Source organism: Amycolatopsis echigonensis (assembly GCF_002846615.1).
In the GTDB taxonomy this organism is placed as follows: Bacteria; Actinomycetota; Actinomycetes; order Mycobacteriales; family Pseudonocardiaceae; genus Amycolatopsis; species Amycolatopsis echigonensis.
Genome location: NZ_PJMY01000003.1, coordinates 7,829,760 through 7,851,187, shown reverse-complemented (window position 1 = coordinate 7,851,187; position 21,428 = coordinate 7,829,760). Strand labels below are relative to the sequence as shown.

The window sequence follows — 21,428 nt, the reverse complement described above, 5'->3', positions numbered from 1 at the left end:
CGGCCGGCCTCAGAGGCAGGGGTGGCTTTGCTCGTCCCGGACGGTGACCCATTGCCAGCGGGTGAATTCCTCGAGGTTGACGAACGCGCCGAACCGGCTGCTCCCGCCGGAATCGCCGATCCCGCCGAACGGCGCGAGGGTTTCGTCGTTCACGGTCTGGTCGTTGACGTGGATCATCCCGGCGTGCAGCCGGTCGCCGACCGCGCGGGCGCGAGCGGAAGATCCGCTGTGGACTCCCGCGACGAGGCCGTACGGCGTGGCGTTGGCCAGGCGGACGGCCTCGTCGTCGTCGGCGAACGTGGTGACGGCCGCTACCGGGCCGAAGACTTCCTCGGTGAAGGCGGCCGCGTCGGGCGAGACGCCGGCGAGCACAGTCGGGCGGACGAACAGGCCGTCGCGGTCGCCGCCGGCAGTGACTTTCGCGCCCGCGTCGACCGATCGGCGGACGACGTCGTCGATGTGGTCGGCCTGGCCGGAGGTGATGACCGGGCCGAGATCGACGTCCTCGCGGGGATCGCCGACCCGGAGGCCGTCGGCGAGGCGCGTGAGCTCTTCGACGTAAGCGTCAGCGATCTCCTCGGCGACCAGGTGCCGGCCCACAGCCATGCAGACCTGGCCCTGGTGGACGAAGCTGCCGAAGGCGCCGGCCGCCGCGGCGGCCGGGATGTCGGCGTCGTCGAGCACGACGAACGCGTTGTTGCCGCCGAGTTCGGAGACGAACTTCTTGAACCCGCCGGCCGCGGCCTTGGCCAGTTCGCGCCCGACCGGGGTCGAGCCGGTGAAGGAAATCATGTCGATGTGCGGGTCGTCGGCGACGGCGGTGCCGAGCTCGCTGCCTTTGCCCGGCAGCATGTGCAGCACGCCCGACGGAAGTCCGGCCTCCTCGAAGAGGCGGGCGATGACGACGCCGCAGCAGATCGCGGTGTCGCTCGCGGGTTTGAGCAGCACGGCGTTGCCGGTCGCCAGCGCCGGGGCGACGGAGCGCAGGGCGAGGACGAGCGGGAAGTTCCACGGCGCGATCACCGCGACGACGCCGAACGGGACGCGCCGGGCGATGCTCGTGCGGCCTTCCTGGGTGGTGGGCAGCAGCGTGCCCCACGGCGCGCTCGCCAGCGACGCGGCTTCATGCAGTTCGTCGAGGGCGAGGTCCAGTTCGAGCTCGACCGCGGTGGCCGTCTTCCCCGCCTCGCGGGTGAGCCAGCAGGCGATCTCGTCCCGGTGCTGTTCGAACAAGGCCGCCGCGCGGCGCAGGACCCGGGCGCGCTCGCGGTAGTCGGCGTGCGCCCAGTCCTGCCCGCGCTCGGCCGCCCTGGCCGCGGAACGGGCGAGGTCGCCGGCGGTGGCCGTGCCGACCTCGCCGAGTTCGTCGCCGGTGGAGGGTTCGGTCGAGGCCGCCGCCGCGCCGGTGCGCGTCCACTCGCCGGTGAACACCCGGCCCGACCAGCGGCCCCGGTCGTCGAGCAGTCCCACGTCCTGTCCTTTCGTCCGGGTACGCGGGTCGGCTACCCGGGCGCCGGACCGGCAAACCCGGACCGGGCCCGGGAAGACGTTTCGCCGGGCCGGTGCCGGGTACCAGGGCGGAATGTCTGTGCAAGCTGTGGTGATGGACGAGTTCGGCGGCCCGGACGTCCTGGCGGTGCGGGAGATCGAACGCCCCGAAGCGGGACCGGGTGAAATCCTGGTCCGGGTGTTCGCGTCGGGGACGAACCCGGTGGAGGCGAAGATCCGGCAGGGGGTGGCGATCCCGGACCTCGAGCTGCCCGCGGTGCTGGGCGGCGACGTGTCGGGCGTCGTGGCGGCAGTCGGCCCCGGCGTGACTGACTTCGCCGAGGGCGACGAGGTGTTCTACACCCCGGAGATGGCGTCGCGCTTGGGCAGCTACACCGAGCTGAACGTCGTCGCGGCGGCCATCGCGGCGCCCAAACCGCGCGGGCTCAGCCACGTGGAGGCGGCGGCGATCCCGCTCGCCGGCGGGACCGCGTGGGAGGCGATCGTCCGCCGGCTGGCGGTCCGGCCCGGGGAGACGGTGCTGGTGCACGCCGGCGCCGGCGGGGTCGGCTCGTTCGCCGTGCAGTTCGCGATCGCCGCGGGCGCCCGGGTGCTGGCCACGGCGGGTCCGGACAACCAGGACCTGCTGCGCGACCTCGGCGCCGTCCCGATCGACTACCACGAGACCGACCCGGTCGAGGCGGTGTTCGAGCACACCGGCGGCCGGGGCGCCGACGCGGTGCTCGACCTCGTCGGCGGGGAGAACGTCGCGAAGAGCTCCGCGGCGGCCCGGGCGTTCGGCCGGATCGCGACGGTGCTGCCGCCGAAGGGCGAGCTGCGCGCCCTGTACCAGCGGAACCAGGAGCTGCACGGGATCCTGCTCACCCGGGAGCGCGGCCGCCTGGAGGAGCTGACCCCGCTCTTCGAACGCGGCCAGGCCCGCCCCGTCGTCGACCAGGTCCTGCCGCTCGACCAGGTGCGGCGAGCCCACGAACGGCTCGATTCCGGGCACGGGCGGGGAAAGACAGTTCTCGCGCTCACTTGAGCGGCGGGCCGCCGCGCCCGTTGCCGCGATTTCCCTTCCCCTGACCGAGACGGCGGCGATGCCTGGAGAAAGTGCCCTGAACCCGCGGAGCGAGGCAGTCGTCAGTTGTCCCGAAAAGGCTTCTGGCGCAGGAAGTTCGGGCAGGTCACGAGGCCTGTCGCCCCCTAGGATCCCCGCCGCCGGTGCGTGTGCGTCCGGCGGCTGAGTTAGCCTTGGCCGGCAAGGTGAACCGAGCTGTCCGGCGGACGGCAGAGGTGAGGTTGTGATCGTGGTGCCCGCGGAGAAGACGCTGTTTCCGGCGGGGTGTCCGTGATGGACACGGGGCAGGCGTTCCTGCATCCGGCGCTGTTCTACCGCGACGCCGGCGAGTTCGCGGCCGGGGTCGGCCGGTTCGTCCGCGACGGGCTGGCGGCGGGCGAGCCGGTCGCGGTCGCCGCGCCGCCGGAGCACGTGCGCCTGGTCCGGGCCGAACTGGGCGACGACGCCGGGCGGGTGCTGCTGGTCGACATGACCGAGGCGGGCCGCAATCCGGGCCGGATCATCCCGGGCGTGCTGCGCGCGTTCGCCGACGAGCACCCGGACCGGCACGTGCGGATCGTCGGGGAGCCGATCTGGGCCGGCCGGTCGGCGGCCGAGTACCCGGCGTGCGCCCAGCACGAGGCGTTGATCAACGTGGCGTTCGAGGACCGCTGGGCGACGATCCTGTGCCCGTACGACGCCGAAGCGCTGGGCCCGACGGAACTGGCCGACGCGCTCCGGACGCATCCGTGGCTGATCGACGGCGCGGGGGAGTGGCGAGCGAGCGCGGACTACGCACCCGACGCGGTGGTCGCCGACTACAACCGCGAACTGCCGCCCCCGCCTGACGCCCGGTCCTTTGTCGTCGCGGAACCGGACCTCGTCCACCTCCGTCAGGTGGCCGCCGAGGCGGCGCGGCGGCACGGTCTTGCCGAAGACCGGGTCGAGGACGTGGTGATGGCGGTGTCGGAGCTGGCGGTCAACAGCGTGGAGCACGGCAGCGGAGCCGCGGTGGTGCGGCTGGGTTCCGCCGACGGCGAGCTGGTCTGCCAGGTCTGGGACGAGGGTTGGCTGGCGGATCCGATGGCCGGCCGCGTCCCGGTTCTCCCGGATCAGGTCCGCGGCCGGGGGCTGCTCCTGGTGAACCATCTCGCGGATCTGGTGCGCATGCATTCGGACCCGGCCGGGTCGACGGTGGAGGCGCGGTTTGCCGCCGGGTGAAGGGCGCTGGGAAGCCGCGTCTTAGGCTGATGGCCGACAGAAAGCTATCCGTCTGGCAGGAGAGTGCGAGCGTGACCGCGGCAGCTGGCGACATCGAGAAGGCGGCCGGGGTGCTGCGCGACGGGGGCCTGGTGGCCTTCCCGACCGAGACGGTCTACGGCTTGGGCGCCGATGCCTCGGATCCGGCGGCGGTATCCCGCATCTTCCAGGCGAAGGGCCGCCCGCCCACGCATCCGCTGATCGTCCACGTCGCCGGTGCGGAGCACCTGGACGGCTGGGTCGAGAAGGTGCCCGAACCGGCGCGGCTGCTGGCCGAGCAGTTCTGGCCGGGCCCGCTCACCCTGGTGCTGCGGCGCGGCCCGCGGGCGTCCTTGGCGGCGACCGGCGGCCTGGAGACCGTCGGCGTGCGCGTCCCGGACCATCCGGTGGCGCTGGCGCTGCTGTCGGCGTTCGGCGGCGGCGCCGCGGCTCCGTCGGCCAACCGGTTCGGCTCGGTCAGCCCGACCACAGCGGACCACGTCCGCGCGGAACTGGGCGACGCCGTCGACTTCGTGCTGGACGGCGGCCCCTGCCAGGTCGGGGTGGAGTCCACCATCGTCGACGCCACCGGCGACACCCTCAGCGTGCTGCGGCCCGGCGGCGTGGCCCGGGAAGACCTCGAAGCCGTGCTCGGGTTTTCCCTCGAAGTGCCGTCCGCGAGCCCGATCCGGGTTCCCGGCCAGCACCCGTCGCATTACGCGCCGCGGGCGCGGGTGGTTCTCGTCGAACCGGACCAGGTCGTCGCCGAGGCGGAACGCGCCCAGGGGCTGGGGCACCAGGTGGGCGTCTTCCTGCCGCCGTCTCACGACGGCGCGCCGCCTGAGGTCCGCGCCGTCGTGGCCGTTCCGGCTTCGCCGGCCGAGTACGCCCGCGGCCTGTACGGCTTCCTGCGCGAGCTGGACCGGCAGGGGTGCGACCTGATCGTCGCGTCGCTCCCGGAGGAGAAGGGGCTGGGCCTCGCGATCGCGAACCGCCTTCGCCGCGCCGCGGGGCCGCGCCCCTGAACGCTTCCGAGCTGCGGGGAGCCCTGAGGGAATCAGAGTCCCTCAGGGTTGCCCTCACGGACGGTCTTTGACGCTCTTGGCGGCGTCCTTGACTTTTTCCGCCGCCTGCTTGAGCGCGCCCTTGGCCCGCTCGGCTTTGCCCTCGGCCTGCCACTGCTCGTTCCCGGTGGCGTCGCCGACAGCTTCCTTGGCCTTGCCCTTGAGTTCCTCGGCCTTGTTTCCGGCGGTGTCGCTCATGTCGATGACCTCTTCTCGTCTCGGGGATTCCTCATCCCGCGGCGGAGCAAGAAAAACGATCTTGGCGATGACTCCGGATTACCCGTCCGGAGCAGTGCGCAAACCGGCGGTCAGCGGCGAACCTTGGCGGCGGCGATGTACTGATTGGCTTCGGGGAGAAACGACAGGACGACGCCGAGCACGGCGAAGGCGGCGCCGACGTAGCTGACGACTGTGCCCTGTCCCGCCAGCAAGGAGACGACTTGGAGGGCGGTGAGCACGGTGAGCACGATCCTCGCCCAGTTGCGGCCCGCGCGGAGTTTGAACGCGAACAGCAAGTGCAGCAACGCGAACACGACAGCGATCACCGCTCCGACGACGATGCCGATCGTGACCGCCTGGTCGATCTGGGCCTCGGTGAGGCGGGTGGCGTTCTGCCCGTTCGCTCTTCGCATCGCGTCCGTCAACGTGTCTCGCGCGAAGAACAGGAACACGGCTCCGGCCAAACCGACGACCGTGGCGGCGACGAACGACCAGAACGCACCCGTGATCACCGCGGGGCGCGGCGGGGCCGCGGCGGGAGTTCCGTCGGAAGGGGAGGGGTAGGCAGGCATGTCAGTCATGAGAAAACGGTGGCACAGTGCGCGAAACCCCGCACGGAAAGAGAGAAACGGAGGCCGGAAAACCTGGCGGTGAACGAGATCGCGCACCTGTGCCGGATTTCCGGTTTGGGATTCCGCTCGCCGGGTATTCAGGGGAATTCCCGCGAAATCGCTGCGGAATTCGCGGGGCGCCCCGCAAATTGCTGATCCGTCTTCTCCGCGGCGAGTTCACGGTTCCGGCACTGTGGCTGGAGTGGACAGGTGCACGCGCGGGTACCTCCTTCTTGGCTGGGGCGCCGAGGGGAGGTCAACCGTGAGTGTGGACGAATTCCGGCACAGTCGCTTGCCCGTGCGAGCCGCGTCGCCGGAGGGCGGGGCCGCCCGTTTGGACCTGGTGCTGGGCCGGGATTTCCCGGCGTTGCGACAGGTTCGCGACGAGGCGGTCGCGTTCGTGCGCCGCCACCGCCCGCATGCTGCCCCAGACGCGGTGGCCGACGCGAGCCTGGTGCTCGACGAGATGGCCAGCAACGCGATGCGGCACGCTCGCCCGCCGTGCGATCTGGCTCTGTCGCTGCGCGGAGACCGGCTCCTGATCGAAGTGTCCGACTCGCTCCCGGTTCTCGCTCGTTGCCGGGAAGGCTACGAGGGCGGGGGACGCGGGCTGGCGCTGATCGACGCGCTCGCCGCCCGCTGGGGCCAGACACCCGGGGCGGGCGGGAAGACTGTTTGGGCAGAGCTGCCCCTCTGAACCAGTCCCGGTCCGGTGCGCTGCCAGTGGGGAGGGGAACCCTGAGGGAAGCGGAGTCCCGCAGGGTTCCCGTCACGGACAGCCTTACGATCGAGCCAAGTGCTCCGCCGCGGCCCGCAGGCTCACGTAGGAACCGCTGAAGGTGTCGATCCTCGGCCCCGGCCCGGTCTCCGGCCCGGTAACCCCGGTCTCTACCCGGATGTAGTCCACAGTGGACAGACCGGCCAGGAACTCCCGCACCGCCGGATGCCGGTGCGCTTCCCGGGTCACGATCACGACGCTCTCCGCCGAGGAGGCCTCGGCCAGAACCGTCGAGACGTCGTCGGGCGAGACCGAGAGGGTCCTGGTGCCCGGGACCAGCTCCGCCAGATGCGCGCCCAGCCCCCACGGCATCGGCCCGGCCGCGATGCCCGGCTCGGTCTGCACGTCCACCACCAGCGACGGACCCGTCAGCCGGGGCGTGCCGGTAATCCGCAACGCGGCTCGCGCGGCGGACAGACCGAGCGAGCAGTCCACCGGCTGCACCGTTGCCGGAGCAGGGGAGGTGCCCAGCGAAGCGGTCCGGGCAGCGGCATCAGCCAGCCGCTCCAAGGAAAGCCGTCCCTCGGTCACGGCCGCGACAATCGCCTCCGCGGTCCGGTCGAGAGTCTCGGCGTCGAACGCGGCCCCACCGAGGCACAGCGCGTCGGCACCGCCCAGAAGGGCCCGGACGGAAGCTTCGCCGAGACCGTCGTGCCGTCCGTACGCCCCGGAGACCGCCCCCATCTCCAACGCGTCGGTGATGACCGCCCCGGTGAACCCCAGTTCGCCGCGCAGCACGTCGACGAGCGCGGTCCGGTTGAACGTCGCCGGTTCGTCGCCCCATTCCCGCACGACAAGGTGGCCGGACATGACCGTCCGGACGCCCGCGTCGATCGCGGCGGCGAACGGGACGAGTTCGACCTCCCGCAACTCGGCCGCGGTCCGCGGCAGCACCGGCAGCGAGAGATGCGAATCCTCGGTCGCCGCGCCGTGGCCGGGGAAGTGCTTGGCGCACGCGGCGACGCCGTACTTCTGCAGGCCGGTGACGAAGGCCGCGACGTGCGGCGAGGCCGCCGCCGGATCCGAGCCGAACGCGCGCACGCCGATGCCCGGATCCTCCGCCGCGAGCGTGAGATCCGCGCAGGGCGCGAGGTTGACCGTGGCCCCGCACGCCGCCAGCCGCTCTCCGAGAGCCGCGGCGACGGACGCGGTCAGCTCCGGATCCCCGGCCGCGCCGAGGGCGAGCGGGCCGGGCACGAACGAGCCCTTGCCGACGTCAAGGCGGGTGACGTCGCCGCCTTCCTCGTCGATCCCGACGACCACGCCGTCCCGCTCGGACCGCAGCGCGGAGGTGAGCGCGGCGACCTGTTCGTCGTCGACCACGTTGCGCCCGAACAGGATCACGCCGCCGAGGCCTTCGGCGAGGCGGCGGCGCACCCAGTCCGGCGCGGTCGTCCCGGCGAATCCGGGCAGCAGCACGGCTTCGGCGAGCCGGCGGGTTTCGGACAGCTCAGCCACCGTTATCCCTTCACCGCGCCGGCGGTCATGCCGGACACGAGTTTCCGTTGCACGATCAGGAAGAAGATCACCGCCGGGATCGCGTAGACCACGGACGCGGCCATGACGCCGCCCCAGTCGATCGAGAACGCCGTCTTGAACGACGACAGCCAGACTGGCAGTGTCTGCTTCGCCTGGTCGCGCATGAACACCAGGGCGAACAGGAATTCGTTCCACGCGGTGATGAAGCTGAACACCGACGTGGTCACCAGGCCCGGTCCGAGCAGCGGCAGCGTGACCCGGCGGAACGCGCCGACTCGGCTGCAGCCGTCGATCATCGCGGCCTCTTCGAGGTCGTACGGGATGCCGTTGACGAACCCGTAGAGCATCCACACGGTGAACGGCAGCGACGTCGCGAAGTACACCAGCAGCAGCGACGGCAGCGTGTTGAGCAGCCCGATGTCGCGCATCAGCAGGTACATCGGGATGAACAGCGCCGAGAGCGGGGCCAGTTGCGCGACCAGGATCAGCAGCAGGAACCCCTTGCGGCCGCGGAAACGGAAGCGGGCCAGCGGGATCGCCGCGAGGACGCCCACCACCAGCGCGGCCAGCACCGCGCCGAGCGTCACGATCAGGCTGTTGGTCAGGTACGTGACGAACCCGGGCTTGGTCAGCGCCGACGCGAAGTTCGACAGCGTCGCCGAGGTCGGGATCAGGTCGTACTTCGGCGACAGCACGTCGCCCGGCGTCTTCAGCGACGTCGTGAACATCCAGTACGTCGGGAAGAGGAACAGCAGCGCCACGAGCACGCCGGCGACCGACACCAGCACCCGGGCGGGCAGGGACTTCCTCATGCGATCTCCCCGTCCTTGGTCCGGACCAGCAGCTGCACGTACCGGCCGGTGACCAGCAGGAGCAGCACCAGCATGATGGTGGCGATGGCCGCGGCGGAGCCGAAGTGGCTGCCCGCGATGCCCTTGAGGTACTGCAGGATCGCCAGGGTCGTGCTCGCGCCGCCCGGGCCGCCCTGGCGGATGGCCCACACCTGGGCGAACATGTTGAAGTCCCACAGCATCGACAGGAACGTCACCATCGTCAGGATCGGCCGGATCGCCGGCCAGCTGACCGCGCGGAACGTCTGCCACGGCCCGGCCCCGTCGATGCCCGCCGCCTCGTACTGCTCGCGCGGCACGCCGATGAGGCCCGCGTAGAGCGTGAACGCGACGAACGGGACCGCCTGCCACAGCACCAGCAGCCCGATCACCACGAGCGTGCTCGTGCCGGTGGAGAACCACGAATACCCGATGAAGGAATGGAAACCCAGCCGGTCCAGCGTCTTGTTGAGGATGCCGTATTGCTGGTCGAAGATCCACTGGAAGACGGTGGTGGTGGCGATGACCGGCACCGCCCACGCGAGCACCAGGGAAATCTGCACGAAGATCCGCAGCACCGGGTGGAGATGCCGCATCAGCACCGCGATCAGCAGCGCCACGAGCAGCGTCGCGGCGACGAGAGCGCCGGTGAAGAGGACCGTGCGGAGCGCGACTGCCCAGAACTCGGGGTCGCACAGCACGTCGGTGTAGTTCTTGAAGCCGATCCACACCATCTTGCCGGTCACCAGCTCGCGCAGGTCGAGCCGGCGGAGGCTGATGCCGAGCATCTGGACGGTGGGCCAGCCGAGCAGCACCAGCACGGCGGCGAGCGCGGGCAGGAGCAGCAGGTACGGCATGAGCCGTTCGCTGATCCAGCCGCCGCCCCGCCGGCGCGCCGCGCCGACGTGCGCCGGTGCCGGCGGGGTCGCCCCCGCCGGCACCGGCGTGTCCTTCGTCGCGGTCATCCGCCGATGATCTTGTCGAGGGCCGTGTTCGCGTCGGCCGCGGCCTGGTCCAGGGTCTTCTTCCCGGTCAGGTAAGCGGTCAGCATGTCCTTCAGCGGGTTCTGGCCGGATTCGACCTCGCCCCACTTCGGGCTGGCCGGCATCGCGCGGCCGTTCTTCGACGCCTTCGCCATCACCGAGCCCAGCGGGTCCTTGTCCAGGGCGCTGACGTCGGTGGAGGTGCCCGGCACGTAGCCGCTCGCGGCCAGCTGCGTCATGTACTTGGTGCTGGTCAGCAGCTTCAGGTAGTCCTTGGCGAGGTCCTGGTGCTTGCTGTTGAGCGGGACGACCAGGTTCGAGCCGCCGAGGAACACCGGGGCGGTCTGGCCGGCGGTCTTCGACGGGATCGGGAACGCGCCGGTCTCGGCGGTGATGCCCGGGTCGGTCTTGGCCGCGGTCGCCACCTCGTTCGGGGTGCCGATGAACATGGCGACCTTGCCCGCGCCGTAGATGCCCGCCTGCTGCGGCGTGGCCTCGTCGTTGTCCTTGGGCGCGGTGGTGCCGGAGGTGTCCACGAGCTTCTTGTAGAACTCGAGGCCTGCCTTGGCTTCGGGGGTGGTGAGCGAGGACTTGAAGGACTTGCCCTCGGCCTTGGCGATGTCGCCGCCGTTGTCCCAGATGAACGACGACAGCGCGTACCAGTTCTGGCCCGGCATGTAGAGCGGCTGGAACTGCGGGTCGCTGCCGAACTTCGCCTTCAGCTTCGCGATGTCGTCGAGCCATTCGTCGTTCGAGGCGGGCGGCTTCGCGATGCCGGCCTGCTCGAACATGTCTTTGCGGTACATGACGACGCGGTTCGCGGCGTAGAACGGCACGCCGACGGTTTTGCCGTCGTACTGGCCGGACGCCTTGAGCCCGGCGAGCCACTGTCCTCCGTTGAGGTTGTTGACGTCGCCGGAGAGGTCGGCCAGCACGCCCTGCGAGGCGAACGCCGGGGTCTGCGTGTTGCCGACCTCGATGACGTCCGGCGGGGTGTCGCTGGCCAGCGCGGTGGTCAGCTTCTGCTGGATGCCGTTCCACTGCTGGATCTGGTAGTCGACCTTGACGCCGGGGTGGGCGGCCTCGAATTCCTTGTTCAGGGCGGAGGTCAGGCTGTCCGGCGCGGAGCCGGTCATCAGCCAGACTGTCAGCTTGCCGTCCTGCGCGCCCCCAGCGCTCGAGGCGTTCTCACTCCCGCCGGAGCCGGCACACCCGGCCGTGGCGAGCGTGATGGCGGCGGCTCCCGCCGCCAGCTTGAGCCAGCGCTTCACGTGTCTCGTCCTTTCGGTGCCCGGTCGTCGGCGACCGGGGCTGAATGACAAATGGTGTAGACCAATGTCCAGCAGAGTGGTCCGGACCACAGCCGGTGTCAAGCCGGTTGCCAAGATGTTGCGAAGACGGCCGCCGGGGTGACGCTGCGTATCCGCGCGGTTACCCGTGTCGCGGCGGAATGTGCTGGTAGAGCGCGGTTTCCGCAGTACGGGCAACGGTTTCCGGGGCGGGGGAGTTGTTCGTGAACGGCTCGCCGAGCCGGGCGCTGCGCGGTCACGTCTGGAAGCTCCGCGCGGACGACTTCCGGCCCTTGCGCGAGGACGCGGCAGCGGACTCGCGACAGCTGCCATCCGGCCCGGCGCGGCGCCGCGTTTCGGCCTCCAGGAGAGGTGATTACCCACTGCGACGAGTGCCGGACTGGCCGCCGACAGTGACCCGGGGTGGGTGAGTTTCATTCCGGCCGACGCTCGCCGTACCCCCGATGACCTCGGAAAACCTCTTGTGTACCACGTGTCACATCACTCCCGGTGGTTTACAGGCGTCCCGCGTGTCACACACACTGGGGCTCGCCCAGGTGATCCGGTGCCGCTCTTGGGGAAGAGACGCGGACGGCCGGAGCGCTCCCAGGGCGGGAAAAGAAGAGGGAGTAGAGGATGACGGGCTCCGGGCGGATAGCGGCTCGGGCGGGTGCGGTCGTCGCGGCGGCAGCGGTGGCTGCCGCCGGAGCGCTGGGGCTGCTGCACGCGCCCCAGGCGGCTGCGGCACCTGCCGAGGTGCCGGGCATGGATGTGTCCGGGCACCAGGGCAATGTGGACTGGAAAGCGGCCTGGAACGCCGGTGCGCGCTTCGCGTACGTCAAGGCGACCGAGGGCACCGGGTACCAGAACCCGTATTTCGCGCAGCAGTACAACGGCTCTTACGACGTCGGGATGATCCGCGGCGCCTACCACTTCGCGCGTCCGGACGTGTCCGACGGCGCGACGCAGGCGGACTACTTCGTCGCGCACGGCGGCGGCTGGTCCGCGGACGGCCGCACGATGCCGCCGATGCTGGACATCGAATACAACCCCTACGGCTCGACCTGCTTCGGCCTGTCGCAGTCGGCGATGGTGTCGTGGGTCCGGTCGTTCTCCGAGCGGCTGCACGCGAAAACCTCGCGCTGGCCGATGCTCTACACCACCACCGACTGGTGGAAGACCTGCACCGGGAACTCGGCGGCGTTCGGCGACACGCATCCGCTGTTCATCGCCCGGTACGCGCAAAGCGCGGGACCGCTGCCCTCGGGCTGGCGCTACTACACGGTCTGGCAGTACTCCGACTCCGGCAGCAAACCCGGCGACCAGGACTCGTTCAACGGCTCGATGGAGCAGCTGATCAAGTTCGCCGGCGGCGACGCTCCGAAGAGCGAGGCCCCGGTTCCGCCGAAGCCGACCACGTCGACGAAGCCGCCGACGTCGACGCCGCCGACCACGAGCGCGCCGCCGACGTCGTCGGCCACGAAGACGCCGACTAAGACACCGACGAAGACGCCCACCAGTTCGGCCACGACTTCGCCGACGACGACCACGAAGGCGAGCCCGACGACGTCCAGCAGCCCGACGTCCTCGGCGACGAAGCCGACCACGTCCACCCCGTCCACGTCGTCGCCCGCGGCGAAGAAGGACATCAGCGGTCTCGTCTGGGCGGGCGGCAAGCAGGCGAACCCGCCGGGGTCGTTGTCGGACTCCAAGCACGCCGATTCGCTCACCGCCAACGTGCACGAGGTCGCGAAGGTGACGCCGAAGGCTTCGGCCCCGCAGGAGGTGACCACCAGCCAGCCGACGCAGACCTCAGCGCCCGATGCGAGCCAGCCGAAGCAGCAGGCGCTGGCGAAAACCGGCGTGAGCACCCCTCGGCTCGCCGTGTTCGGCGCGGCGCTGCTCGTGTTCGGGGCGATCCTGATGACGCTCTCCCGGATGGTGGCCCGGCGCTGATTCCGGCCGGGTCCGCGACTCCGCGCACGGAGCGCGGGCCCGGCCGTTAGGCTTCCCGGCGTGACCACGACTCGACCCGAAGTGCGCGGTTTCCCCGGCGCGGTGCTCGTCGTCCGCTTCCTGACCGAACTGGCGCTGCTGGCCGGTCTCGCGGTCGCCGGCGCGCGACTCGGCGGGAGCGTGTTCCTCGACATTCTGGCCGCGGTCCTGTGGCCGGCGCTGGCGGGCGCGATCTGGTGGCTCGTGATCGCGCCGAAGGCCAAGCGGCGCAGTCCGGAACCGACCCGGTTTTTCCTGGAGGCGGGTCTGTTCGCGGTGGCCGCGCTCGGGTTGATCGCGTCCGGGCTGCTGGTCGCGGGGATCGTGCTCGGCGTGGCCGGGATCGCGGTCGCGGTGGCAGTGCGGATCTGGGCGAAGGACGGCTGAGCGGATTTCCCGAGCCGGGACCGGTCCCGGCAGTTGCTCAGTATGGTCCCCGCATGGACTTTCGCACTGCCGCCCGGACGGTGTTCGCGCCGGTCGCGCTGCTCGCCGCGCTGACCGCGTGCTCGGGCGGCCCCGCCCCGGCTCCCGCGCCCAAGCCGGTGCCGCCCTCGTCGTCGGCCGCGCCGGTCAAGGAACAGGTGCCCGATCGCCCGCCGCACACACTCGTGCTGAACTCGACCGGGTCCGGTTCGCTGAAACAGGTCACCTACACCTTGGACGGCGCCGCCAAGGAGACCGGACAGGTGAAGATGCCGTGGCGGCAGTCGCTGACCGTGCCCGCCGACGGGAAACCGCACCAGTGGACGCTGGAGATCACCTACTCCGGAGCGAGCGGCCACGTGGAGATGTATTCGGTCGTGGACGGCAAGGAATCCGTGCACACCGCGAGCGGCGGTTCCGGGAACGTCACCGGGTCGGCCTCGATCGGCGGCTCCGTCCAGGGCTGAGGGCTCAGGACGGGCCCGCGTCGTGGGTCCACCAGTCGATCATCGCGAACGGCTCGGTGCCGCGATGCGCGACCGCGAGGATCCTCGTCTGGTCGTCGGTCCACTTGAGATAGCGCTCGCCGCTCGAGTCGAGAGTCGCGCAGGCGAGCCGTCCGGTGTGGCCGCCGCGGGAGTACGGGCGGTCGGCGGAGAAGCCGGACGGCTGGTCGGTGCAGGCCTTTTCCGTGGTCTGGGTGCTGTTGAAGACCTGGTTCATCGTGGCGGTGTCGGGCAATTGGTAGTAGACGACCAGTTCGGCGCCGCTGGTGCGTCCGCAGGCGACGGCCGCGTCGGCCGGCGCCACGCCGACGTCCTGCCATCGCTGGTCCGCGGACGGGCGCACGCAGTTGACCCGGGACGCGGCGGGAATCCGTTGCAGCAGCGCGTTTTCCGCCGGACTCGGGAACGCGGGGGTGGCGTCGCTGTTGACCTGCGCGACGATTTGAGTCAGCGGCGCGAGGTGCCACTGCGACCACCATCCGCCGACGGTTGCCGGGACGGTGCCGGCGACGTGGCCGATGACGCGGAGGGATTCGAGGCTCCAGTCGATCGCGACGGTGCTTTCCGGGCCTGGATGGCAGAGCACCTGCCCGAGGTCGACGCTCAGCCAGTCGAAGCGGGTCGTGCTCAGGAAAGAACCCGGGCAAGGTCCGCCGCTCGCTGCCTTCGCGGCGGCGACCAGACTGCCGAAGCTCTTGCGCACTGCCGCGGCGTCGGCGAAACGGTAGTAGGAGACGTCGCGTGCGCCGGTGCCGCTCGGCGTGCAGGAGACCCCGGCGACGGCACCGGGGTAGCCGCTGAGGTCGCCTGGTGTCGCCCGGCGGCACTTGTTTCCGGCGGCGAGGTGAGTGAGGGCGACTTCGTCCGGGGTCGGGAAAGCCGGTGCGCCGGTCCAGCTGACCCAGGCCGCCCGCAACGCGGCGTCGTCGTTCGCCGAGGCTCGGGCGGTGGTGACCGCGTGGGCGGCGTCGTCCTTCCAGACCAGCATGGACAGGGACGGCCCGGCCAAGCAGAAGACGCGGCCGAGGGCGGGTCCGGTTGCCGGGTAACGGTGTTCGGCTCCGGCAGCCGACGCACAGTCTCCCTGCCCTGACGCCACCTTGACACGGGACAGGGCGGCCGAGTAGGCGTCGTCGGCCTGTTTCTGGTCGGCGTACAGCGCGGTGGTGGCGGCTCGGCCGGCCGGGTCGCGACAGGTGATTGTCGCGGTCGCGCCGGAGACCGGCGAGTCCGCGCTGGAGCAGTCCGCGCGGAGAGCGGCGGGCAGCCGGGCGAGAGCGGCGTCGTCGATTCCGGACGGGCTCGCGACGATCAGCCCGGCGAGGAGCAGTGCCGCACCGGCGGTCGCCGGGACTCCCGCGCGCATCGCCCGGCGGCGGCGCCGGTCCCGGCGTGCGGTGGCGATCAGATCCTCGACCAGCGCGGTGCACGTCGGATGCCGGGCGGCCGGATCGGTGCTGAGCGACCGGCGGAGGGCGGCGACGCCGGGATGGCCGAGGTCGGTGTGGTGGCCCGGGGGAGCGCCGGCCAGGCATTCGCAGAGCACGCAGGCGAGCGAGTACACGTCGGCGGCCGGTCCGGCGGGTTTGCCCTGGCGCTGCTCGGGAGCGGCGTAGCCGACCGTGCCGAGGAACGCCCCGGTCGCGGTGAGCTGCGTGAGGTCGAGCTGGCGGGCGATGCCGAAGTCGCACAGGTACGCGCGGCCGTCGGCACCGAGCAGAATGTTGCCCGGCTTGACGTCCCGGTGCACGAGCCGGCGTTCGTGTGCGGCGTCGAGGGCGGCGGCGATCCCGCGTCCGATCTCGACTGTCTCCGGGAAGGACAGCGGGCCTCGCTCGGCGAGAACGCTGCCGAGGTTCGCGCCCCGGACGTACTCCATCGCGAGGTAGCCGAGACAGCCGTCGCCGGTGAACCCAGCGTCCAGCACCGGGACCACGTTCGGATGCACCAGGTCGCGGGCGATCCGCGTTTCGCGCTCGAACCGGGTGCGGAATCCGGGCACCGCCATGAACTCCGGGCCGACGACCTTGAGCGCGACCGCGCGGTCGTCCGCGAAGGTGTCGGCGGCCTCGAACACCTCGCTCATCCGGGTGCGCGCGAGCTGGCGGACGAGCCGGTACCGGGGCAGCCGGCCGGTGATGTCCGGCCGGTCGAGCGTCGGTGCCTCGGTCTCGTCCACGCGCCCCTCCCCAGGTGTGCCGGAAAGCCTACCGAGGGCCGCCGCCGCTCCTGCTTGCGCGCGCCGCGCCGGTGGATGAGACTCCCGCTATGCCGAGCCCGTTCAGCGCCGAAACGGCGGAAGCGATCCAGCACGCCCGCCAGCATTCCGTCGGGGATCTCCTGCGGCGCACCGCGTTGCGCCTGCCGGACAAGCTCGCGATCGTCTCCGGCGAGCGCCGGGCGACGTACCGCGAGTTCGACGCGGCGGTCAACCGGTGCGCGCACCGGCTCGCCGAGCGCGGCCTCGCGAAGGGCGACCGGCTCGCGCTGCTCAGCCGCAACTGCTGGGAATACGCGGTGCTCGTGTTCGCCACGGCGAAGCTGGGCGTGGTGCTGGTGCCGGTGAACTTCATGCTCGGCGCGGAGGAAGTCGCGTACATCCTCGGCCACGCCGGAGTGTCCGGGCTGATCGCCGAGGACGCGCTGCTCGACACCGCGGCGGAGGCGGTGAAGCGCTCCGGCCGCGCCGATGTCGTGCGCGGGCGGATCGGCGGCAGCGGCGGCGAATGGGAGAGCGTCGCGGACTGGATCGACCAGCCCGGCGACGAAACCGCCCCGGCCGTGGCCGTGGCAGACGACGATCCGCTGCGGCTGATGTACACCTCCGGCACCGAATCGCGGCCGAAGGGCGTGCTGCTGTCGAGCCGGTCGCTGATTGCGCAGTACGTCTCGTGCGCGATCGACGGGAGCATGACCGGCGACGACATCGAGGTGCATTCGCTGCCGCTCTACCACTGCGCGCAGCTGGACTGTTTCCTGTCTGTGGACGTCTATCTCGGTGCTACCAGCGTGATCCTGCCCGGTCCGGACCCGGCGGCGCTGCTGGCCGCGGTGGAACGCGAACGCGCGACGAAGCTGTTCGCGCCGCCGACGGTGTGGATCTCGCTGCTGCGCCACCCGGCGTTCGACACGACGGACCTGTCCAGCCTGCGGAAGGGCTACTACGGCGCGTCGCCGATGCCCGTCGAAGTGCTGCGCGAACTCGCGCGCCGGCTGCCGGACGTCCAGCTGTGGAACTTCTACGGCCAGACCGAAATGGCCCCGCTCGCCACGATCCTGCGCCCGCACGAACAGCTGGCGAAGGCGGGTTCGGCGGGCCGGGCGTCGATCAACGTCGAGACCCGGATCGTGGACGAGGACGGCCGCGAACTGCCGCCCGGCGAGGTCGGCGAGATCGTGCACCGCAGCCCGCACGCGACGCTCGGCTACTACGAGGACGAGGAGAAAACCGCCGCGGCCTTCGCGGGCGGCTGGTTCCACTCGGGCGACCTCGGCGTGCTCGACGAAGAGGGCTATCTGTCGGTGGTGGACCGGAAGAAGGACATGATCAAGACCGGCGGCGAGAACGTCGCGAGCCGCGAGGTCGAGGAAGCCCTGTACCTGCTCGACGGGATCGCCGAGGTCGCGGTGTTCGGCGTCGCGCACCCGCACTGGATCGAGGCGGTCACCGCCGCGGTCGTGCCGCGCGAGGGTGTGACGCTCACCGAGGACGAGGTCCTCGCGCACGCCCGGAAGCATCTCGCCGGGTACAAATGCCCGAAGTACGTGGTGTTCGTGGACGCGTTGCCGAAGAACCCGAGCGGGAAGATCGTCAAGCGCGCGCTGCGGGAGGGGCACGCGGACCTGGCGAAGTCCTGACCTCCTCAGGAGTGTCTTTGCCGGTTCTCACCGGCATGGCCGCTCGCGAGGTCAGGTGCGCAGGTACCGCCGGGCGACCGCGGCGTTGTACCGGTCGAGGAATCCGGCGAAGGCGCGGAGCTCGTCCGTCGTCCAGTCGTCCAGCAGGTCGCCGACCGACGACCGGCGTCGGGCGCGGGTCAGATGCATGAGTTCCCGGCCTCGGCCGGTCGGGGTGATCACGCAGCGGCGGCGGTCGTCGCTGGCCTGGCTGCGCTCGACGAGGTCCTTGCCGAGCAGCGCCGACACCTGGCGTCCGGCGGTGGACGGGTCGAGGCCCAGCGCGCCGGCGAGCGTGCCGATGTCGGCCGAGCCCAGCTCGTCCAGGGTGCGCAGGATCAGGTACTCCGCCTGGTCCAGTTCGGCGTAGACGTCCGTGCGGCGGCGCAGCAGCTCGAAGTTGCGCACCAGCACCGCGGTGGCGCGTTCCAGCACGTCGAGCGCCTCGCTGGTCTGCTCCATGGCCAGGTCCTCCGATGAGCCGAAGAAGCGTCGCGGGAATACCGGTATCATACCGATGATTGGCGGAGACGGACCGGAAGGCGGGTTGATGCTGTCCAGGAGCACGGAGATCCGGGACCGCGTCGTCTCGTCGGATCCGGGGCTGAGCAGGCTGCGCTCGGCGCTCGGCGCGACCGTCTCGATGGCCACCGCGCTGGGCGTCGAATACCTGCTGGCCCATCTCACCGGCGCGGACGCGAAGGGCGCGCTGGTCGGCATGCTGCTCGGCGCGGTGGTCGCGATGATGGGATCGATGGCCCTCGGCGACGCGGGCGCGTGGGCGAAGGTCAAGACCGCGGTGTTCTTCCCGGTCGCGTTCGCCGCCGGGATGGCTCCGGGCGCGGCGGTCGGCGCGCATCCGGATCTGATGCTCGTCGTCTTCGTCGTGGTGATGTTCCTGGCGGTGTTCGTCCGCCGCTTCGGGCCGGTGTTCTTCTTCTACGGCTTCATGGCCTGGATGGGCTACTTCTTCGCGTCCTTCCTGCACGCGACGATGGCGGCCCTGCCCGCGCTGCTGCTGGCCGTCACGGTCGCGTCCGCGTGGGTGCTGCTCCTTTCGCTGACCTTGCTGCGCACCAATCCGAAACGCACCCTCGGCCAGGTGGTCCGCTCGTTCGACGCGCGCGGCCGGTCGCTCGCGCGCGCCTGCGCCGACCTGCTGGGCAACCGGGACCCGCGGCAGGAGACCCGGCTGCGCCGGCGAGTCCAGGCGAAGCAGGCGAGGATCGCCGAAGCGGCGCTGATGATCGAAGCCTGGTCAGCGCAACCGGGGGCGGTCCCGGCCGGGTTCTCCGCGGCGGCGCTCCGCCGGGCGATGGTCGACGCGCATCACCTGCTGGACCAGCTGGCCACCGCCGCGTGCGCGCTCGTCGACAGCGGGTCCGGGCTCGCCGTGCCTGCCGCCGAGGTCGCGGACCGGCTGGCGCGGCATGACGACCGGGGTGCGGCCGAGGTCGCGTATCGGCTGGCCGCGCTGGCTGAGCGCGCGGGCGGCACGGCGGGCGGCTGGTGGCCCGCGCGGCACTTCGCCGCGGCCGCGCTGGAAATCGCGCCGGTGCTGGAGCGCGCGCGGAAGCCGGGCGCGGTCGGCGCGGAACCGGTCGACGACTTCGAACCCGCGGTGGGGCTGGTGTTCGGCGCGCTGCCGGGTTCGGCCGCCGCCGCGGGCGAGGTCCCGGCGCGGCAGGCGCGCTGGAATCCGTTGTCCCGCTTGGACTTCGTCTCCCGGCAAGCGGTGCAGGGCGCGATCGCGGGCACGCTCGCGATCCTCGCCGGCAAACAGCTGTCGGACGCTCGCTACTACTGGGCGGTGCTGGCCGCGTTCATCATGTTCACCGGCACCGCCACCCGCACCGAAACGTTCCTCAAGGGCTTCAACCGGGTGCTCGGCACGCTGGTCGGGCTGGCCGCGTCGATCGGGCTGGCCGAGCTGACGGCGGGCAACACCGCCGCGGTGCTCGGGGTGATCTGCGGGAGCATGTTCCTCGGCTTCTACCTGATCCGGCTCTCGTACGCGTACATGATCTTCTTCATCACGATCATGGTCGGCCAGCTCTACAGCGTGCTGCACGAGTTCTCGCCCGGCCTGCTCCTGCTGCGGCTGGAAGAGACCGCGATCGGCGCGGCGGTCGGGCTGGTGGTGGCGATGCTCGTCACGCCACTGTCCACTCGCGACACTGTGCGCACGGTGCGGAACAACCTGCTCGACTCCCTGCGCGAACTGCTGACGGCGGCCGCAGCGCGGCTGGAGCGGCAGCACTCCGATCCGCCGCCGGACTTCGACGCGCTCGCCCGGACGCTGGACCACCGGCTTTACCAGCTCGCGCTGGTCGCCCGCCCGCTCACGCGCCCGGTGCTGGGCGGCACCACCTCGCCGCGGCTGCGGCACCGGTTGTCGCTCTACGCCGCGCTGACGACGCATGGCCGCGCGCTCGCGGTCGCGATGCGGATGCCGCCGGGTTCGTGCGCCCGGCACCCGGACGGCCCGGCCGCGGCGTGCGCCGCGCTGGCCGAGGCGGTCGAGGAACTCTCCCTGGCGCCGCCGGGCACCGGCCGGACGGCCGCCGAGGGACCGCTGGCCCGCGCGGACCTCGCGTTGTTCGCCTACACCCCGGCCGCGCCCGGCGACCGGGCGAACGACCCGGCGCTGCGCGCGTTGAGCCACCTGTACCACGTGCTGTGCGATCTCGCGGCGACCGGACCGGCGGGTCCGCGCCGGTTGCCCGCCCTTCCCGCACCGACGGTGCCGAGGCTGTATCGGCAGGTCCGCGCGGGCATCCCGGGCGAGCGCTCGGCCGGATAGGGCGGCTCTCAGGCGAGCGCGGCCCCGTAGGCGGCGAGCACGGGCGGCAGCGGCTGGAAGAAGCTGACCCGGTTGTTCCCGCCGGACAGGACGCCGTATCCGACCCCGGCATAGAACAACGGGCCGCCGCTGTCGCCCGCCCCGACCGGGATGTCGGTGGCGATCGTCCCGACGACCTGCTTGCCGTCGCCGAAGTTCACGGTCTGGTTGAGGCCGAGGACCTTCCCGCACGTCTTCTTCGTGGTCATGCCGCTCTTGCACACCAGCTGTCCCACCTGCGGGGTGCCCGCGCGCAGGATCCGCTGGGTGCTGCCGTCGTAGAGGTCGACCCGGCTGTGCCCGGAGCCGGACGAGTCTTCGACGCGGCCGTAATCGGTGACCGGGAAGTGGGAGTCCACGTTGCGGCCGATGTCTTTCCAGTCGAGCCCGTGCTCCGTGCAGTGCCCGGCGGTGAGGACGTACCGCACGTTCTTGACGAGGATCGCGAACCCGGCGGAACAGTAGTACGGCTCGCGGCCGGGCCCCGGAGAGACGGTGTACATCGCGTCGCCGCCGCTCACCGCCCCACTCGCCGCGGAGGGCGTCGCGGAAGCCAGCAAGGCGACAACCGCGGAAATCAGCACCCCGACCAGTTTTCGGCGCGAGCAGCGAGACGTCGGCAGATCCTTCCGTCCACAGGAGACTCGATACGTGCGGCCAGTCCAGCGCCGGGCAGCCGGCGGGACAAACCGAGTCAGCCGACTGTTCCGGGAGTGCGT

General features: G+C 71.3%; 19 protein-coding genes. 9 read left to right on the top strand and 10 right to left on the bottom strand.

Going from position 1 to position 21,428, the window contains the following annotated elements; genetic code table 11:
* Positions 1-9: 9 nt before the first annotated feature.
* The gene (locus tag ATK30_RS42050) at positions 10-1,470 is read right to left on the bottom strand and encodes an aldehyde dehydrogenase family protein (RefSeq protein ID WP_101440240.1); all 1,461 of its coding nucleotides are present in this window, start codon (positions 1,468-1,470) and stop codon (positions 10-12) included.
* Between the two features lie 112 nt (positions 1,471-1,582).
* Between ATK30_RS42050 and ATK30_RS42045 the strand changes: the two genes are divergently transcribed.
* The 3 genes from ATK30_RS42045 (at position 1,583) to ATK30_RS42035 (ending at position 4,815) form a co-directional block, all read left to right on the top strand.
* Positions 1,583-2,533: a zinc-binding dehydrogenase gene (locus ATK30_RS42045; protein WP_220816321.1), complete on the top strand. Its 951-nt coding sequence runs from the start codon at positions 1,583-1,585 to the stop codon at positions 2,531-2,533.
* 312 nt (positions 2,534-2,845) lie between these two features.
* The gene (locus tag ATK30_RS42040) at positions 2,846-3,772 is read left to right on the top strand and encodes a sensor histidine kinase (protein ID WP_101440238.1); all 927 of its coding nucleotides are present in this window, start codon (positions 2,846-2,848) and stop codon (positions 3,770-3,772) included.
* Positions 3,773-3,843: 71 nt separating this feature from the next.
* Positions 3,844-4,815, top strand: a complete 972-nt coding sequence (locus tag ATK30_RS42035; RefSeq protein WP_244194883.1) for an L-threonylcarbamoyladenylate synthase — start codon at positions 3,844-3,846, stop codon at positions 4,813-4,815.
* Between the two features lie 54 nt (positions 4,816-4,869).
* Here the strand turns inward: ATK30_RS42035 and ATK30_RS42030 are convergent, their stop codons facing one another.
* Complete coding sequence (locus ATK30_RS42030; RefSeq protein WP_101440236.1) at positions 4,870-5,052, bottom strand: CsbD family protein; 183 nt, start codon at positions 5,050-5,052, stop codon at positions 4,870-4,872.
* A 110-nt stretch (positions 5,053-5,162) separates the two neighbouring features.
* Positions 5,163-5,654, bottom strand: coding sequence for a hypothetical protein (locus tag ATK30_RS42025; protein ID WP_167442089.1), 492 nt, complete (start codon positions 5,652-5,654; stop codon positions 5,163-5,165).
* Positions 5,655-5,946: 292 nt separating this feature from the next.
* Between ATK30_RS42025 and ATK30_RS42020 the strand changes: the two genes are divergently transcribed.
* A complete protein-coding gene (locus ATK30_RS42020; RefSeq protein ID WP_101440234.1) occupies positions 5,947-6,381 on the top strand; it encodes an ATP-binding protein in 435 nt (144 codons plus the stop codon).
* Positions 6,382-6,465: 84 nt separating this feature from the next.
* Here ATK30_RS42020 and ATK30_RS42015 read toward each other — a convergent pair whose 3' ends face one another.
* Genes ATK30_RS42015 through ATK30_RS42000 form a run of 4 tightly spaced genes read right to left on the bottom strand, consistent with a single transcriptional unit; the run spans position 6,466 to position 11,025 of the window.
* Entirely contained in the window at positions 6,466-7,911 is a 1,446-nt protein-coding gene (locus tag ATK30_RS42015; RefSeq protein WP_167442293.1) for a glycoside hydrolase family 3 protein, read from the bottom strand.
* A gap of 11 nt (positions 7,912-7,922) precedes the next feature.
* Positions 7,923-8,753, bottom strand: a complete 831-nt coding sequence (locus tag ATK30_RS42010; RefSeq protein ID WP_101440233.1) for a carbohydrate ABC transporter permease — start codon at positions 8,751-8,753, stop codon at positions 7,923-7,925.
* Complete coding sequence (locus ATK30_RS42005; protein WP_101440232.1) at positions 8,750-9,736, bottom strand: carbohydrate ABC transporter permease; 987 nt, start codon at positions 9,734-9,736, stop codon at positions 8,750-8,752. Before ATK30_RS42005 ends, ATK30_RS42010 begins: the two co-directional genes overlap by 4 nt.
* On the bottom strand, positions 9,733-11,025 hold the full coding sequence (locus tag ATK30_RS42000) for a sugar ABC transporter substrate-binding protein (RefSeq protein ID WP_101440231.1): 1,293 nt from the start codon (positions 11,023-11,025) through the stop codon (positions 9,733-9,735). The genes ATK30_RS42005 and ATK30_RS42000 overlap by 4 nt, the downstream gene beginning before the upstream one ends.
* Positions 11,026-11,679: 654 nt before the next feature.
* On the opposite strand from ATK30_RS42000, the gene ATK30_RS47185 reads away from it, so the two are divergent.
* From ATK30_RS47185 to ATK30_RS41985, 3 genes are read left to right on the top strand one after another with little or no spacing between them, the layout of a single operon-like run.
* Positions 11,680-12,999 carry a lysozyme gene (locus tag ATK30_RS47185; protein WP_101440230.1) on the top strand — a complete coding sequence of 440 codons (1,320 nt, stop codon included), beginning with the start codon at positions 11,680-11,682 and terminating at the stop codon, positions 12,997-12,999.
* A 60-nt stretch (positions 13,000-13,059) separates the two neighbouring features.
* Positions 13,060-13,425: a YrdB family protein gene (locus ATK30_RS41990; RefSeq protein ID WP_101440229.1), complete on the top strand. Its 366-nt coding sequence runs from the start codon at positions 13,060-13,062 to the stop codon at positions 13,423-13,425.
* Between the two features lie 53 nt (positions 13,426-13,478).
* Positions 13,479-13,931 (top strand): hypothetical protein, encoded by a 453-nt coding sequence (locus ATK30_RS41985; protein ID WP_101440228.1) that lies wholly within the window; start codon positions 13,479-13,481, stop codon positions 13,929-13,931.
* Positions 13,932-13,935: 4 nt separating this feature from the next.
* Here ATK30_RS41985 and ATK30_RS41980 read toward each other — a convergent pair whose 3' ends face one another.
* A complete protein-coding gene (locus ATK30_RS41980) occupies positions 13,936-16,149 on the bottom strand; it encodes a serine/threonine-protein kinase (RefSeq protein WP_101440227.1) in 2,214 nt (737 codons plus the stop codon).
* 89 nt (positions 16,150-16,238) lie between these two features.
* On the opposite strand from ATK30_RS41980, the gene ATK30_RS41975 reads away from it, so the two are divergent.
* Positions 16,239-17,828: an acyl-CoA synthetase gene (locus tag ATK30_RS41975; RefSeq protein ID WP_101440226.1), complete on the top strand. Its 1,590-nt coding sequence runs from the start codon at positions 16,239-16,241 to the stop codon at positions 17,826-17,828.
* A 51-nt stretch (positions 17,829-17,879) separates the two neighbouring features.
* Here the strand turns inward: ATK30_RS41975 and ATK30_RS41970 are convergent, their stop codons facing one another.
* Positions 17,880-18,329 carry a MarR family winged helix-turn-helix transcriptional regulator gene (locus ATK30_RS41970; protein WP_101440225.1) on the bottom strand — a complete coding sequence of 150 codons (450 nt, stop codon included), beginning with the start codon at positions 18,327-18,329 and terminating at the stop codon, positions 17,880-17,882.
* 88 nt (positions 18,330-18,417) lie between these two features.
* On the opposite strand from ATK30_RS41970, the gene ATK30_RS41965 reads away from it, so the two are divergent.
* Positions 18,418-20,670: an FUSC family protein gene (locus ATK30_RS41965; protein ID WP_158242579.1), complete on the top strand. Its 2,253-nt coding sequence runs from the start codon at positions 18,418-18,420 to the stop codon at positions 20,668-20,670.
* A gap of 8 nt (positions 20,671-20,678) precedes the next feature.
* Here the strand turns inward: ATK30_RS41965 and ATK30_RS41960 are convergent, their stop codons facing one another.
* On the bottom strand, positions 20,679-21,293 hold the full coding sequence (locus ATK30_RS41960; protein WP_244194882.1) for a S1 family peptidase: 615 nt from the start codon (positions 21,291-21,293) through the stop codon (positions 20,679-20,681).
* Between the last annotated feature and the right edge of the window lie 135 nt (positions 21,294-21,428).

What these genes read in the sequence shown, in the direction of transcription:
- ATK30_RS42045 (WP_220816321.1), top strand. Translation starts at nt 1,583, where the DNA reads ATGTCTGTGCAAGCTGTGGTGATGGACGAGTTCGGCGGCCCGGACGTC.
- ATK30_RS42040 (WP_101440238.1), top strand. Translation starts at nt 2,846, where the DNA reads ATGGACACGGGGCAGGCGTTCCTGCATCCGGCGCTGTTCTACCGCGAC.
- ATK30_RS42030 (WP_101440236.1), bottom strand. Translation starts at nt 5,052, where the DNA reads ATGAGCGACACCGCCGGAAACAAGGCCGAGGAACTCAAGGGCAAGGCC.
- ATK30_RS42025 (WP_167442089.1), bottom strand. Translation starts at nt 5,654, where the DNA reads ATGACTGACATGCCTGCCTACCCCTCCCCTTCCGACGGAACTCCCGCC.
- ATK30_RS42010 (WP_101440233.1), bottom strand. Translation starts at nt 8,753, where the DNA reads ATGAGGAAGTCCCTGCCCGCCCGGGTGCTGGTGTCGGTCGCCGGCGTG.
- ATK30_RS42005 (WP_101440232.1), bottom strand. Translation starts at nt 9,736, where the DNA reads ATGACCGCGACGAAGGACACGCCGGTGCCGGCGGGGGCGACCCCGCCG.
- ATK30_RS47185 (WP_101440230.1), top strand. Translation starts at nt 11,680, where the DNA reads ATGACGGGCTCCGGGCGGATAGCGGCTCGGGCGGGTGCGGTCGTCGCG.
- ATK30_RS41985 (WP_101440228.1), top strand. Translation starts at nt 13,479, where the DNA reads ATGGACTTTCGCACTGCCGCCCGGACGGTGTTCGCGCCGGTCGCGCTG.
- ATK30_RS41975 (WP_101440226.1), top strand. Translation starts at nt 16,239, where the DNA reads ATGCCGAGCCCGTTCAGCGCCGAAACGGCGGAAGCGATCCAGCACGCC.
- ATK30_RS41970 (WP_101440225.1), bottom strand. Translation starts at nt 18,329, where the DNA reads ATGGAGCAGACCAGCGAGGCGCTCGACGTGCTGGAACGCGCCACCGCG.
- ATK30_RS41965 (WP_158242579.1), top strand. Translation starts at nt 18,418, where the DNA reads ATGCTGTCCAGGAGCACGGAGATCCGGGACCGCGTCGTCTCGTCGGAT.